Annotated in this window: 18 protein-coding genes; 2 read left to right on the top strand and 16 right to left on the bottom strand. The window is 43.8% G+C overall.

The genetic code is table 11. The features are described from left to right. Window positions 1–18: 18 nt before the first annotated feature. The 15 genes from BGM27_RS12680 to degS form a co-directional block, all read right to left on the bottom strand. Window positions 19–1,005: a flagellin N-terminal helical domain-containing protein gene (locus BGM27_RS12680; protein WP_007407474.1), complete on the bottom strand. Its 987-nt coding sequence runs from the start codon at window positions 1,003–1,005 to the stop codon at window positions 19–21. A gap of 143 nt (window positions 1,006–1,148) precedes the next feature. Continuing rightward, window positions 1,149–1,373: a carbon storage regulator CsrA gene (gene csrA, locus BGM27_RS12675; protein ID WP_003151402.1), complete on the bottom strand. Its 225-nt coding sequence runs from the start codon at window positions 1,371–1,373 to the stop codon at window positions 1,149–1,151. After that, on the bottom strand, window positions 1,367–1,798 hold the full coding sequence (fliW, locus tag BGM27_RS12670; protein ID WP_007407475.1) for a flagellar assembly protein FliW: 432 nt from the start codon (window positions 1,796–1,798) through the stop codon (window positions 1,367–1,369). The genes csrA and fliW overlap by 7 nt, the downstream gene beginning before the upstream one ends. 29 nt (window positions 1,799–1,827) lie before the next feature. Beyond that, entirely contained in the window at window positions 1,828–2,397 is a 570-nt protein-coding gene (locus tag BGM27_RS12665; RefSeq protein ID WP_007407476.1) for a DUF6470 family protein, read from the bottom strand. Window positions 2,398–2,487: 90 nt separating this feature from the next. Further along, window positions 2,488–3,405: a flagellar hook-associated protein FlgL gene (gene flgL / locus BGM27_RS12660; RefSeq protein ID WP_007407477.1), complete on the bottom strand. Its 918-nt coding sequence runs from the start codon at window positions 3,403–3,405 to the stop codon at window positions 2,488–2,490. Window positions 3,406–3,416: 11 nt separating this feature from the next. Further along, window positions 3,417–4,934 (bottom strand): flagellar hook-associated protein FlgK, encoded by a 1,518-nt coding sequence (flgK, locus tag BGM27_RS12655; RefSeq protein ID WP_007407478.1) that lies wholly within the window; start codon window positions 4,932–4,934, stop codon window positions 3,417–3,419. A gap of 15 nt (window positions 4,935–4,949) precedes the next feature. Next, a complete protein-coding gene (locus BGM27_RS12650; RefSeq protein WP_003151394.1) occupies window positions 4,950–5,432 on the bottom strand; it encodes a flagellar protein FlgN in 483 nt (160 codons plus the stop codon). A 14-nt stretch (window positions 5,433–5,446) separates the two neighbouring features. Beyond that, on the bottom strand, window positions 5,447–5,713 hold the full coding sequence (gene flgM / locus BGM27_RS12645; RefSeq protein WP_003151393.1) for a flagellar biosynthesis anti-sigma factor FlgM: 267 nt from the start codon (window positions 5,711–5,713) through the stop codon (window positions 5,447–5,449). Between the two features lie 69 nt (window positions 5,714–5,782). Then, the gene (locus tag BGM27_RS12640; protein ID WP_007407479.1) at window positions 5,783–6,202 is read right to left on the bottom strand and encodes a TIGR03826 family flagellar region protein; all 420 of its coding nucleotides are present in this window, start codon (window positions 6,200–6,202) and stop codon (window positions 5,783–5,785) included. A gap of 73 nt (window positions 6,203–6,275) precedes the next feature. Beyond that, the gene (locus tag BGM27_RS12635; RefSeq protein ID WP_197061611.1) at window positions 6,276–6,965 is read right to left on the bottom strand and encodes a phosphoribosyltransferase family protein; all 690 of its coding nucleotides are present in this window, start codon (window positions 6,963–6,965) and stop codon (window positions 6,276–6,278) included. 5 nt (window positions 6,966–6,970) lie between these two features. Then, a complete protein-coding gene (gene comFB, locus BGM27_RS12630) occupies window positions 6,971–7,255 on the bottom strand; it encodes a late competence protein ComFB (RefSeq protein ID WP_007407481.1) in 285 nt (94 codons plus the stop codon). Window positions 7,256–7,312: 57 nt separating this feature from the next. After that, window positions 7,313–8,698: an ATP-dependent helicase ComFA gene (locus BGM27_RS12625; protein WP_007407482.1), complete on the bottom strand. Its 1,386-nt coding sequence runs from the start codon at window positions 8,696–8,698 to the stop codon at window positions 7,313–7,315. Window positions 8,699–8,806: 108 nt separating this feature from the next. Further along, window positions 8,807–9,655: a DegV family protein gene (locus BGM27_RS12620; protein ID WP_007407483.1), complete on the bottom strand. Its 849-nt coding sequence runs from the start codon at window positions 9,653–9,655 to the stop codon at window positions 8,807–8,809. A gap of 97 nt (window positions 9,656–9,752) precedes the next feature. Further along, window positions 9,753–10,442, bottom strand: a complete 690-nt coding sequence (degU, locus tag BGM27_RS12615) for a two-component system response regulator DegU (RefSeq protein WP_003219701.1) — start codon at window positions 10,440–10,442, stop codon at window positions 9,753–9,755. 76 nt (window positions 10,443–10,518) lie between these two features. Continuing rightward, entirely contained in the window at window positions 10,519–11,682 is a 1,164-nt protein-coding gene (degS, locus tag BGM27_RS12610) for a two-component sensor histidine kinase DegS (protein ID WP_007407484.1), read from the bottom strand. 222 nt (window positions 11,683–11,904) lie between these two features. Between degS and BGM27_RS12605 the strand changes: the two genes are divergently transcribed. After that, on the top strand, window positions 11,905–12,552 hold the full coding sequence (locus BGM27_RS12605) for a YigZ family protein (RefSeq protein ID WP_007407485.1): 648 nt from the start codon (window positions 11,905–11,907) through the stop codon (window positions 12,550–12,552). A 4-nt stretch (window positions 12,553–12,556) separates the two neighbouring features. Beyond that, window positions 12,557–13,777 carry an LCP family protein gene (locus BGM27_RS12600; protein WP_007407486.1) on the top strand — a complete coding sequence of 407 codons (1,221 nt, stop codon included), beginning with the start codon at window positions 12,557–12,559 and terminating at the stop codon, window positions 13,775–13,777. Window positions 13,778–13,875: 98 nt separating this feature from the next. On the opposite strand, the gene BGM27_RS12595 is transcribed toward BGM27_RS12600, so the two are convergent. Then, window positions 13,876–14,659: MraY family glycosyltransferase (locus BGM27_RS12595; RefSeq protein WP_217031268.1), on the bottom strand; the 784-nt coding region annotated here is incomplete at its 5' end.

Genomic DNA, 14,659 nt, shown 5'->3' with positions numbered 1-14,659 from the left:
ACCAGGATCTTTCCGTCATTAACCTTTAAGCAATTGAAGAACTTGCTGAGGCTGTTGGTTAGCTTGCGCAAGCATAGCTTGAGAAGCCTGAGTAAGGATGTTGTTTTTCGTGTACTCCATCATCTCAGAAGCCATGTCTACGTCACGGATACGTGATTCAGCAGAAGTCAGGTTCTCAGAAGAAGTACCAAGGTTGTTGATTGTGTGCTCTAAACGGTTTTGAACCGCACCAAGTTTAGCGCGCTCGCTAGATACTGTGTCGATAGCTGTTTTGATTGTTGTAAGAGCTGAAGACGCAGCTTTAGCTGAAGATGAGATGTCGATACCTTTTGTTACTTTAGAATCTGCAGCTAATTTTTCAGATGCAATAACTTTACCGCCAGCATCGTAATAACCAGCTGGTTTATTTGTAGCATCGTCTGCATCCGCCCAAGTAGCAGTGCTTCCGTCAGTTGCTGTAAGTGTATTTTGATCACCAGATACAGTATAAGTCGTACCAACTTTCAGGCTTTCAGAGTCCATTTTATTGATAGACAGGCTCATTGTTTGGCCTTCGTTAGCTCCGATTTGGAACGTAAGGTTTTGCGCAGTTCCGTCAAGAAGTTTCTTCGTATTGAACTCAGTGTCAGTAGAGATTCTTGTTACTTCAGACGCTAATTGGTCCATCTCTTTTTGAAGCTCAGAACGGTCAGAATCAGTGTTTGTATCGTTTGCCGCTTGTGTAGCAAGCTCGCTCATACGCTGAAGAATGCTGTGAGTTTCGTTCAATGCACCCTCAGATGTTTGGATAAGAGAGATTCCGTCTTGAGCGTTTTTAGACGCCATGTCTAAACCGCGGATTTGAGAACGCATTTTTTCAGAGATCGCAAGACCCGCAGCGTCATCACCAGCGCGGTTGATGCGAAGACCTGAAGATAATTTTTCCATGTTTTTTGCAGCAGAGTTTGAACCTGCATTCAGCTGACGGCTAGTGTTAAGAGCCGCGATATTGTGGTTGATTCTCATTTTGTATTTCCTCCCTGAATTGTTTTTCGCACGTCCTTGTGCATTTGCGCAGCGTCATTCTGAAGAAAATTTTTCCTCTCATTGGCTACACTATATATATCGGACGGCCGTTTCTATTGTTTATATTGAAAATAAAAAAATCCTCACTTTTTTTGTGAGGATAGGTTAAGTAATAAATCAGTATTAAAAGATACAGCTCTGTTGTTCTCTTCCAGGATCGACAAGTAGATTTCTTTCCTGTGAATATCTACGTGCTGAGGCGCTTCAATTCCCAGCTTTACTTGTTCTCCTTCGATGGCGATCACCTTTATTTCAATATCCGGCCCGATCTGAATGGATTCATTCACTTTTCTTGAGAGAACTAGCATGATCCTCCTCCTATCAGATGTTTTGTTTCATAGGAAGCATCATGTAAAATGATTTGTTTCGCCTTCATTTCCTTTTTATTGACGATAATCGGCGCTTTTAAATTGGCGGTCGTGTTTTCAAAAGGCTCTTCCAGCGTTAAAATCGCCATCACTTCGACGTCCTCTATATCTTCAATGTGCAAAAGCTCAAGCGTCGCATGGTCAATGTCAAATTCGTACCCTTTAAAGAAAATAAACGGACTGGCGACAATAAAGGCGATGTGCTCCTGTTTCACAGACTGCAGCGCCAAAAACGGTGAATCTTCCGACAAAGGAAGAACAACAAATTGAGTCTCGTCATTAAATCCCGGCAGGCCGTTTTCAAATGAGATAATCTGCCCTTCGTCTATTCTGATTTCTCCGTGATATTTTGTTTTAATTATCATGCTTCACAATCCTTTACCACTTTCATCTTTTATTCTGCGTTGCCATCATCAACCGAAATCGTCACCTTAGGGTCTTGCATCATATCAATCTGAACTTTCCCCGGCGTATAATTCCATACAGGTTTATTGACGGCTGCTTCAATTGAAGGTTTGCGGGCTTCAATATCAATCGTAAGCTTTGAAGGAATGCAGTCAATGTCGACGAGAAACTGCGCAGGCAGAAAGTCGCTGAATTCGCCGAATGGATCGGGCGGTCTGACATCTGCTGCCTGCCGGGCCATCACATTGCCCGTTTTCTTTTCGATAGCCGCCATTTCCTTCCCTTCCCTGACTGTTTTTGCGATAAACTCGCTGCAGGCTTCCGCACCTTTCTGGGCGGCTTCAGCGTTCAGCTTTTCAAATGATTTGAGATTCAAGTTCTCCCACGCCCTCGTCTGGTCAATCGTCAGTTTGGCCGGCGTGCTTTCAATGTTCAGCTCTGCCGGCGGCTGCTCGATTTCCAAGTCAGCTGGCGGCTGTTCCATCTCGATTTCTTCCTTTTGAAAGGTTATACCGATTTTAGCAGGCACACTGTCAATAATCAATCTCGGCATCTGCACAGAGACCCCTCCTGTTTATAGTATTTTAGTAAAAAAAGCGATCTCCCTGTTGTGAGTCGCTTTTTTATATATTGAAGACGGTCAGTTATATTATTTCAGGAAGTCAATCAGTGACGGCTGAATGATATTCGCATTCACTGACAGCGCTGCTCTATGAACCGTCTGTTGAGATAAATAATCAACAATTACATCTTCCATTTCTACATCTTCATTATCGGACAATACTTTTTCAGCGGTTGCCGCTTGTGATTCCAATCTTGTCTGAATGAGTTCCAATCGGTTTGTGCGTGCGCCGATATTGGATTTTTCAGCATTCATTTTATCAGTAAAACCGTCAATATCTGACAGAATTTGATCTGAATCTGCTTCGGACAGCGTGCCTTTGCTTAAAGAAGCTTCTAAGGAGTTAAGAAATTCAAAAACATTATCTCCATTTTGTGCGACGCCTCCGAAAGCTGAGTTCGGATCAGAATTCACTTTCAACACTGCTCCGTTCGAGATGTTGATGTTAACATCCGAAGCACCTGTATAATTCTCATAGTTGTACGTATATGTGCCGTCGGCATTTTCAGTGATCGGCGGGACATCTGAATTTGTTCCGTTAAACAGATAACGTCCGTTTACCTGAGTATTCGCGACAGAAACGAGCTGCTTTTTCAGCTGGCCGATTTCTGTACCGATTGCTTTCAATTCTGTTTCACCGTTCGAGTCACTTTTCGCCTGAACCATCAAGTCCCGGATTTTCCCCATAATATCCGTTTCCGAGTTTACGCTTGATTCCGAGTTTTCCAGCCATGTAAAGCCTTGCGAAACATTCCGCTGATACTGGTTTACCTGCGCAAGCTGAGTACGGTACTGCATTCCCTTCATTGCAACGACCGGATCATCAGAAGCTTTCGTGATTTTTTTCCCCGTAGACACTTGCTGCTGAAGCCGATCGAGCTTGTCATAACTTGAGCCGATAAATCGAAGAGAATTTTTTGCGATCATCCCTTGAGTTACTCTCATTTACTTATCTCCTATCTTCCTCCGGTGCCCATACCGTTAATAATTTTATCGAATATTTCATCTTGCATCGTTATGATCCGCGCAGCCGCATTATAAGCGTGCTGAAACTGAATCATATTTGTCATTTCTTCATCTAAAGACACTGCACTGACTGATTGTCTCCGTTCATCGGCTGAAAGGGTGTTGCTTTCAGAGTTGTTCATAAGATTGGCCGCTTTTTGTGAATTAACGCCCAGCTTTCCGATAAGGGATTCATAAAAGTCATTAATTGTAGTGGTTTCACCGTTAATAGTCAGCTTGCTGTTCTGTACGGCTGCAAGATTTGTCGCGTTTGTGCCGTCACTTTTTTCTCCGTTTAACGACGCTGCGATATTATCAGTAGACGCAAGGATTTTGTCACTGACTTTTATTTTCGCTGCCGCACCTTTTGCCGGCACCGCTTCACCACCGCTGAAATCAAAAAATGCTGCACCCTGTTCGCCTGTATAGGTCTTCCCTTTTTCATGAACTGCATTAAACGCGTCAGCAAAGGACAGCGCCATATTGTCAAGAGCCGTCAGCATTTCAGGATAAAGACCTTTTTCTTCTCCGTTTGACATATAGCCGTATGATTCAATAAGACCTAAGAGTGAGCCTTTTCCGGTAAATGCATCCGCATTGACCGTACTGCTGCCGACTGACACACTCGACACGAGGCCGCTGTCCTTGTCGTAGTTGATTTTCATTTCTGAAACTGTTTTTGTGTTACCGTCGAGCAGCGTACCGAGAGAATTGTTGTTTCCGTTCAGCAATTCGACGTTAACCGTGCCCTCAGCAGTCGCCAAGGCATGTCCGCCCGACTTATTATATGAAACTTTAATATTTGCCATAGAAGATAATTGATCAATCAATCTGTCTCTTTGGTCATACAAATCATTAGGGAGCATACCGCTCGGCTCAACTGCTGCAATTTGATTGTTAAGGTCATTCAGCTGATTGAGAATGGAATTGACCTGATCCGCTGTGTTATCCAGGTTCTTTTTAATATCACCCTGAATGTTAGTCAAAGAGGTAGATATATAGTTAAAACTTTCGGCAAGAGATTTCCCCTGCTCCTGCAAAACTGAGCGCGCTCCCGTATTTTCCGGATTCGTCGCCAGATCCTGAAGGGCATTCCAAAACGAACTGAGCGATCCGTTTAATCCATTATCGTCAAGCTCTTTCATGACGCCTTCCATTTGCGACAGTGAATTGGAACGGGCTGTATAGTACCCTAATTTTGTATTTTCAGTTCTGTACTGATAGTCTAAAAAACTGTCTCTGACGCGCTCAACTGAACCGGCCTTAACCCCTGTTCCGATTTGGCCGGCCGTCAGATCACTGTTTTTTGATACTGCGGGATAAGGGCTCGTCGATTGTAATGTGACGCGCTGCCTCGTATATCCTTCTGTATTTGCATTTGCAACGTTATTTGAAACTGTGCTCAATGCAGTCTGCTGCGCACTCAATGCACGCCTTGCTGTTTCGAGCCCCATAAAAGTCGATGGCATTGAAAATCCTCCGTTCTAAGCTTTTGAATCGAATAATGTCAAACGGCTGACAGGCTTGCGCGCCGCTTGCGGCTCTTTATAATTCATATTCTCTTTTTCACCCGGCATGATCATATCGAATGCCCCGGAGATGAATTGTAAAGCCTGAATCGTGAGCTGTTTGTTCATCTCATTCACTTCTTTCAGACGGTCAAGAAGCGCAGACAAAGAGTGAAATAACCCTTCAAGCTCCTGTTTTTCACTGCCTGAAGTTCTGGAGATGCATGCAGCAATTGTATTGTCCTCACCGCGGCTGAGAAACTGAGAAGTTAACCTGATTCGTTCTTCCTCAGTCTGCCCGATTGCCTGAATATACTTTTGCTCTTTGGTCAATATGTTGGAGAGCTCTTTTGTTTTACCTGCTTTCAGCGCTTCCGTTTTCTCCTCAGACAGCGTGAGCAGATGTTCATGCAGTGCGCAAAGTCGCTTCAGTTGATCAATAATTGGCTTTGCTGACATTGGCTTTCTCCTTTTTATTGCTTTTTATAGAAATTTACTATGTTTTCAGCGATGCTGTTTGAATCTATTTTATATGTTCCGCTCTCTATATCCGCTTTAAGCTGAGCGATTTTTTCCTGACGTGTTTTAGTGACCGCATCTGACGCATTTTGAAGCTCTTTTGCATGAGAAGAAATTTCCACTTTGTCCTTCGGCTTTGCAGCCTCTTTTTGTACGGCTTGCTTTTCGTAATTTTTTTGGTATGGATTAACGGATTGTGTTCCGTACTGATTGATTTTCATAGGATTCCTCTCGCTTTCTGTTCGCAGTCTAATTCTTTTATCGACTGCGTTATCAGTTAGTTTAGGGAATCAGGTGTTTTTGGTATTATAGGCATAGTATGTGTCTTTTGTACTGTTTTTTTCTTCGAATTCAGCGTCTGTTTTTTGGTTCATATGGTCTAATTGCGACTCAATATCTGTCTGACAGGACTTGCAAAATTTCCCCGTCCTGATTGGATTTCCGCACCTTTCGCAAGGATATGCCAAATTCGGAAGCTGGCTGATCTGAATCCTTTTTTGTTTGATAAACTTGAGGATCAGCTCTTCATCCACACCTGTTTCCTCAGTGATCTGCTGCATCGTCGACTGTCTGTTGATCTGCTTTCTCAAAAATTTATAGACGGTTTCAAATGCTTTTTCTTCTTCTTTAATACATGCCTGGCACACGGTCTGCAGGTTCGTTTTAAAAAATAAAGCATTGCATTTTGGACAATTCGCCAATTCACCCATCGTATTAACTCCTATTCCTTCTTTAATCTGCCTTATATTTCTATCAATTATATCGGCAGAAAAAAAGAATGATTTAGCTCCTGATTAAAGTAAAAGAGGAGACCGATGACGCTTTACCCGCTGTCAGCAGGACTTCGGCGGCTTGGTGAAGTGTGGCGCCCGTCGTATAAATATCATCTATTAAAATGACGTTCATACCTTCGGCGGAGTTTTCGGCTGCTGAAAACTTTTTTTCTGCAGACAGCCTGTCTGTTTTGCTCTTTTTGGATTGTTTTTCGTTGTTCAGTCGGATGAGGGGGGAAATGACGGGCATTCCGAGCAGAGAGGCCAGCAGCTCGGATTGATTGAATCCGCGTTCCGCCAGCCGTTCGCCGCTCAGCGGAATAGGGATGAGAGTATGTGTATTTGATGGATATGCCGCTTTAAAGCCGGCAGCAAAGTCACGTTCAAATGCTTGAATGATTTTCGCATCACCCCTGAATTTAAAACGGGCCAATGAGTCCTTCATCGCATCATTATATAAATATACCGAACGGTTTTGCCGCAGCAAAAAGCGCTTTTCCGTTTTTGATTCCCGGGCCGCACAATCAGCGCATTTTTCATTTGACTCCTGAGGCCTCCCGCATATACTGCATACGGGGCCTTCAATTTTTTCGAATTGGCTGCTGCATATGCTGCATATCTCTTGCTCGGGCGCCAGAGAAAACAGAGATCTCCAAGTCAATGAACTTGAAATTGGTGAGTCACACAATAAACAATTCAGAGATATTACGCTCCTTCCCGAGTTTCACAGAACTCGCTTGGATTAACCGAAACAATCGCCGCTGATTCAGCCAGAATGACAAGCAGCGCCGTATTTTTCTGTTTATCAACTATCTCTGCTTTTGCATAAGCAACTTTCTTTTTATCTGTAACATATGCCGGCTCAGCCCGGTTTAATGAAAGTGCCAGTACATCATTTTTGCATACCCGGCATGTGCATTTCATATGAAGCTGAGACATATGGCGGTCGAGAAGTTCCTTTAATACGATTTCTTTTGAATTGACAAGCATGCTGACAGCTCCTCATAGGAAAGTATGAGTATACTGTATCACGTTTTCTGAAATTAACTAGTCCAACAATTTACTTTTTTGTGCCAATTTGTTCATATGTTCTATATGTTTTTTTGCTTTTTTCATTCCGTTTGTCATTCCGAAATGAAACATGACGACATCACCGCTGAAATGTTTATAATGCCTTCCCGTTCTGCCCGCGATCTGTACGAGCGCGCTCTCAGTAAAGATAGGTGCTTCTGCGCCGAGGACACATGTCTGAACTTTGGGCACGGTAACCCCTCTTTCTAAAATCGTAGTCGTTACCAGCAGGTCAAGCCGGCCGTCTCTGAACCGTTTCACTTTATCCTTTCTGAATGTGTCTTCCGCATGAACGCCTTCTGCCCGTATGTTTAATTTCTGAAAATAATCCGTTGTCTTTTTCAATACGTGTACAGACGGAACGAATAAGAAAACCGGCAGCTGTGATTGAAGTTTTTGGCGGACCCAATCCGTTACAGAGCGCGGCAGTTTTCCTTTCTGAAGCTTCTTCTTCCAATTGCCGCACCACAAAAAACGCGGCTCCGGGAGGGGTTTCCGATGATATCTGGCCGGTATGCGGACGCTTTTCAGCAAACCGGCTTCAGCCTTCTTTTTTAATGTGTCTGAAGGAGTTGCCGTTACATAAACAAGGGCGCTGTTTTTCTTCCTCGCTTTATCAACAGCGAATCTTAATGTCTCATCGGCTGAAAAAGGAAACGCATCTACTTCATCTATTATCATGACATCAAAAATGTCTCGGTAGCGCATCAGCTGGTGAGCGGTTGAAATCATTAACGGGGTCAGACGGCCTTTGTCCTCGCTGCCGCCGTACAAAGCAGAAACTTCGACTTTCTCAAATGCTTTTTTCAGTCTCGGCAGCAGTTCAAGTACGACATCTGTACGCGGAGTCGCGACACAGACGCGCAAACCGTGATTCAGCGCAAACTCGATACCCGGAAACAGCATCTCTGTTTTCCCCGATCCGCAAACCGCCCATACTAACAGCTCTTGTCTCTCTTTTATCGCATCTGTAAGCGCGGCGGCCGCCCGCTTCTGTCCGTCTGTCAGTGTTCCTTCCCAAGAAAGCTTTACAGGCTCCCAGCTGTTTTCATGGGCTTGATTCCAAGAATATAATGATGTCAGTTCATCAGCCCTTCCCATCACGACACAGGCACGGCAATAGGTAATCTGCCTTTTGGCAGAGGGCGCCCAAAATGCCGCAAAGCAGGCTTGATCAGACTGACCGCATCGTTGGCAGACGTAACGGTTTTTCCGGCGGATGATTGACGGCTCGGCCGTTATATATTCTTTTTCTGTAAAACGCTTAATGCGCTGGTCTGAAAACGGTATCTCAGATCTCAATAAATGCCGGCCGTAAAAGAAATCCCGCACCTCTGAAAATTCTGAAGCACCTTCGGACATCTCCCTGCCTCCTTTCTGCTCAAAGTATGCCTTGTCGGGAACCCACTTGTCGAATTGCGAAAATTAAAAAATAAAAAAATCTCCGCCCTTGAAAACGGAGATTTTCACTTAGTTTTTAAAGCACCAGCCGATTCCGATGGCGCCTTCGCCCAAATGGGTTCCGATCACGGCACCGAAATAGCTGTTATAGAATTCGACATGAGGATATTTACCGCTTAACTCCTGTATAATAGCCGCCGCTTCTTCTTCCCTGTTTGCATGGATGACAGCGGCCCGCATCGGGATTCCTTTACTTGCATCCTCCCCAAACAGCTCAAAAATTCTCGAAATCGCTTTTTTGCGTGTCCGAATCTTCTCAAAAGGAACAATTACCTTATTGTCAAAATGAAGAATAGGCTTTACCTTTAACAGACCGCCGATAAAAGCCTGAGCACTGCTTAGACGCCCGCCCCGCTGGAGGTGTGATAAATCGTCCACCATAAAATACGCACGGACTGTTTTTTTCATTTCTTCCAGCTCTTTTATAATCTCTTCCGGTGAGTCAACACCGTCTTTAATGAGCTGTGCTGCCTTTAACGCATAAAACCCTTGTGCCAAACAGCTGATCTCTGAATCAAAGGGATAAACTTTAATATGATCAACCATAGTGTTTGCCGAGGCGGCGCTGTTATATGTTCCGCTGATTCCGCTGGACAAATGTATGCTTATGACTGCATCATATGTTTTGCCCAGTTCTTCGTACAATGCGATTAATTCACCGAAAGAAGGCTGAGACGTAGTCGGCAGCTCATCATGATTTTTTACTTCTTTATAAAAACTTCTCCAGTCGAGTTCTGTTTCTTCGCGGAATGTTTTTTCACCGAAAACCACTTGGAGAGGGATCATATGAATATGATGTTCTTCTCTCATCTCTTTCGGAATATATGCTGTACTGTCTGTTACAACTGCAATCTTCATCACTTTACCTGCCTTATTAAGTACTTAATAAGTATTTTAATAGATATGCAGCTGTAAAAAAAGACTTGCCATAACAGGCAAGTCTTCTCACACATGGCTAACGCATCTCTACCCAGCCGTTTTTAATGGCCACGACAACGGCTTGTGTCCGGTCATTAACGTTCATTTTCTGCAAAATATTACTCACGTGGTTTTTCACTGTTTTCTCACTGATAAACAATGATTCACCGATTCCGCGGTTGCTTTTTCCGTCTGCAAGCATTTGCAGCACTTCACATTCCCGTCTCGTTAATATATGTAATGGTCTCCGGATTTCCGGGTAAACCTCATGCTGAGGATGAGCAGAAACTCCGCTTGTCGCAAGACGGCGGAATTCGTTGACAAGATTGTGGGTTACTTTCGGGTGAAGGTAAGAACCGCCCTCGGCTACCACTTTCACTGCTTCGATTAAAGTATCTGCGTCCATCTCTTTCAGGAGATAGCCTCTTGCACCTGTTTTTAAAGCATGAGTCACATAGTTTTCATCATCATGGATGGAGAGGATAATCACCTTAGATTCAGGGTACAGCTCAACAAGCTGTTTAGTAGCCTCTACTCCATTTACATTCGGCATATTGATGTCCATTATGACAACATCGGGATGATAATGCTCGACGATTCGAGCCGCCTCATCTCCATCGTCACCTTCTGCTACCACTTCAAAGGTAGGTTCAAAATCCAATATTCTTTTTACACCCTCACGGAATAGTTGATGGTCGTCGATAATAACAATATTTACTTTAGTCACACGCTACGCCTCCTTATCCTATTGTTCTATATACGCCGCTGTTCGGTCAATATGTCTTTTGGCTCTATTTAACAAATTATAGGCCGAGAGATAACGGAACCTTAATCATGATAAATGTCCCAAGACCTATTTTAGAGTCTATCGTTATCGTTCCTTCAAGCAGATCTACTCTTTCTTTCATTCCCAGCAAGCCGAATGATTTGTTTTTCTTTTGTTTAGCATCCTTAATATCAAAGCCTTTTCCGTTGTCCTTAATGATGAGAACGACAAAATCAGCGGTTACTTCCACTTTTACTGTAATTTCCTCTGATTCTGAATGCTTGAGTGCATTTGTGACGGCTTCCTGAGCGAGACGGAAAAGCGCCACTTCAAATTGCGGGGCAAGCCTTTGGTTCTCTGTGTCTCCGATACACTGAAAATGTATTTTCACCTTTCCGTTGTATTCTTCAGTTGTATAAAGATATTTTCTCAGTGTCGGAATCAGCCCGAGATCGTCCAATGCCATCGGTCTTAAATCATATATAATCCTTCTGACTTCGTAAAGGGCATTCCGCACATTCTGCCGCAGATTTCTGATTTCCTGAAATCCGTCCTCCGTGCCGCGGTCGCGGAAGATCCGTTCAATTAATTCCGATCTCATCATGACATTTGCCAGCATTTGCGCGGGACCGTCATGAATTTCTCTGGAAACTCTTTTTCTTTCTTCCTCTTGGGCTTCAATGATTCTTAAACCGAAATCTTGTTTAGCCTGCGCATCGGCAAGAAGAAGCCCTACTTGGCGAAGGTCTTGATTCAGGTAATTCAGAACGACGGTTATTTGGCTGACCAAAGATTCTGACCGTTCAATGATTTCCTGAAGCCCCAAAAGCCGGCGTTCTAAATCATCTCTGCGCTCCCGCAGCTGCTTTTCACGCTGTTGGATCATCGTCAGTTCCACTTGAAGTTTGTGCGCCTTTTCATAGGCGTTGCGAATTTCTTCTTCGCTGAACTTATGGAAATTTCTGCTTACTTCAGACAAGCGGTTTCGTGCGTGCCGCGTATGAACTTCAAGTTTGTCGCCCAGCTCAATGACTTCGTAGACCTGCTGTTTGATCTGTTTGAGTTCTTCAACCAGCTGCTCATATTGCTGGCGCGACTGCTCTCCGATTTGAAAAACCTCGTCCTTGCTCCCGTCCACGGTTTTCAGCATTTTCATAAGTATAGAATCCAAAACTTTGGAGTCCATCTTCGATTTATTCATCTGTCTCCCTCCGTAACGGTGTTGTTATGTATTTTTATTATAAATGTAATTGAACTGCAATTTATGTCGAATTATAATGAAAGAATGCGTATATTCTAGAAAAAAACATTTTTATATAGTATCTTACTCTTTCATGATACCAAAATATGCGCAAAAATTCTAAAGTCTGTTCGAATTTGTAGAAACAAGTCTTTTAATGCTTGTCAGGAGGGTCCAGCAATCATGCTGCACAGCTATTTAACAGTTAAAGAAACGGGTGAACATGAGATTGTGATTGAAAAATCGCGTTTTATCTGTCACCTGAGCCGTGCTGCTTCTGAAGAGGAAGCGCAGGAATTTATACAAAAGATAAAAAAACAGCACTGGAATGCGACTCATAACTGCTCAGCTTATCTGATCGGCGAAACCGACCATATACAAAAGGCGAATGATGACGGAGAACCAAGCGGCACAGCCGGCGTCCCCATGCTGGAAGTGCTGAAAAAACGCGGTCTGAAAGATACCTGCGCGGTGGTTACCCGGTATTTCGGCGGAATAAAGCTCGGTGCAGGCGGATTGATTCGTGCATATGGGAAGTCAGTGTCTGAAGGCTTAAATCATATAGGAGTTACGGAGCGGAAGCTGATGCGGATTATGCATACATCAGCGGATTATACGTGGCTCGGCAAGATAGAGAACGAACTGAGAGAGTCAGTTTTTTTACTGAAAGATATCCATTATGCGGATCATGTCGAATTTGAAACGTACGTTGAAGAAAAAGACAAAGAAGCGTTTATCAAATGGATGACAGAACTGACGAACGGCAAGAGTAAGAATACAGAGGGAGAACTGACGTATTTAGAAACAGACGTCAGCCCTAAAGGAGACTAATGTAATGGCTGAACGTGTAAGAGTGCGTGTTCGAAAGAAAAAGAAAAGCAAACGAAAGATCATATTCAAACGGATTTTGCTGCTGCTTACCCTCGTTTTGTTAGTCGCTGCCGGGTTTGGCGGATACAAAGTATACAAAACGATCAATGCGGCAGATAATGCATATGATGCCCTTTCCCGCGGAGACAAATCAAAACTTCGGGATAAAGTCATCGATATGAAGAAAAAACCGTTCTCCATTTTGTTTATGGGGATCGAAAATTATGCCACAAGCGGAAAAGGCGGACGATCAGACTCTCTTATTGTCGTTACCCTTGATCCGAGAAATAAAACAATGAAAATGCTGAGTATTCCGCGTGATACGCGGGTGACGCTTGCCGGCGATACAACCGGTAAAAAATCAAAAATCAATGCGGCTTTTGCTAAAGGCGGGGCGGATGAAACCGTCTCAACCGTCGAAGACTTATTAGGCATACCGATTGATAAGTATGTCACTGTCGATTTTAACGGTTTTAAGGATGTTATTGATGAAGTCGGCGGAGTCAATGTAAAAGTGCCTTTTGACTTCGACGAGATGAGTGACGTCAGTAAAAAGAAACGGATCTACTTCAAGAAAGGAAACATGCATTTGAACGGTGAGCAGGCTCTGGCTTACGCACGCATGAGAAAGCAGGATAAACGCGGAGACTTCGGCCGTAATGACCGCCAAAAGCAAATCCTAAATGCACTGATCGACCAAATGTCTAAGGCTGGAAATATTGCTAAAATCGATAAAATCGCTGAAACAGCAAGCAATAATGTCCAAACGAATATTCGAATCACTGAAGGACTCGCCCTTCAGCAGATTTACAACGGCTTTACCAGCAAAAAGATTGATACACTGACCATAACAGGATCAGATTTATATTTAGGCGGCGGCGGAACTGCGTCTACGGGCGGAACGTATTATTTCCAGCCCGATCCGACCAATCTCGAAAAAGTACGGCAGGAATTGCAGAAACACCTGGATTACCCGTCCGGAAGCAGCACGGCGTCCGATCCTGCTTCTGACAGCACCGGAACGGACAGTACGACTGATTCGACTTCCGACAGCACAGGAACAGGCGGTACGGCTGATTCAACTTCCGGCAGCACAGGAACAAGCGGCACGACTGATTCAACCAACGGTACGGCCGGTGCAAACGGTACGGACAGCACACAGTCCGGCGGCACAACAGGCTATTAAGAGTAAACCCGATCCTTTGAGAAGGATCGGGTTTTTTTATATAATAAGAGAATAGCAGAATCCACAAAAAAGCAGACCATTCGCATGATCTGCTCTTTTTAATTTTTCTTTACCAATCTCTTGTAAAACTTGGTAAATGGTTTAAATTGTTCATTTACTAACCCTGTGACCTCTGCTATGATTTGCATAAATACAATCAATACAAAAATAATAAACAGCGAAAGCCATATGGTCGCGCTTTTCAGCAGGATGGCACTGACGCTGAAAATAAAGCCGATTAAATAAATGATAATGACAGCCGTACGGTGTGACAGCCCGAAGGCCATCAGCCGGTGGTGTATATGTGACTTATCAGGCGCTGAGATCGGCTGTTTGTTTAAAATCCGTCTGATGACGGCGAATGTCGTATCAAAAATCGGCACGCCCAAAATGATGATCGGAATGATGATGCTGAATAAAGTAACACTTTTATAAAGACCTAATAATGAGAGTACTGAGATGACGTATCCGAGAAAGAGCGATCCGGTATCTCCCATAAATATCTTTGCCGGGTGAAAATTATAAAATAAAAATCCGAGTGTGCTTCCTATCACGACAAGTGAAAGTGACAGAATAAGGATTTTCCCTCCGGACAACGCCATAACGGCGATAGTGGAGAGTCCGATGACCGACAGGCCGGCAGCGAGTCCGTCCAAACCGTCAATCAGGTTCATCGCGTTCGTAATACCGACGATCCATAACACAGTCAGCGGGTAAGCGACCCATCCCAATTCTAAACGTTCCGTTAAAAACGGTACGGAGAAAAAGTCCATTTTCAGTCCCGTGCTCACAATCATAATGGCCACGGCCAGCTGGACGAAAAACTTTACCTTTGCGCTTAAT

Origin of the sequence: Bacillus sp. FJAT-27001, from assembly GCF_019039175.1 — a bacterium.
Taxonomy (GTDB): Bacteria; Bacillota; Bacilli; order Bacillales; family Bacillaceae; genus Bacillus; species Bacillus velezensis.
This window is presented reverse-complemented; position numbering and strand designations above follow the sequence as displayed.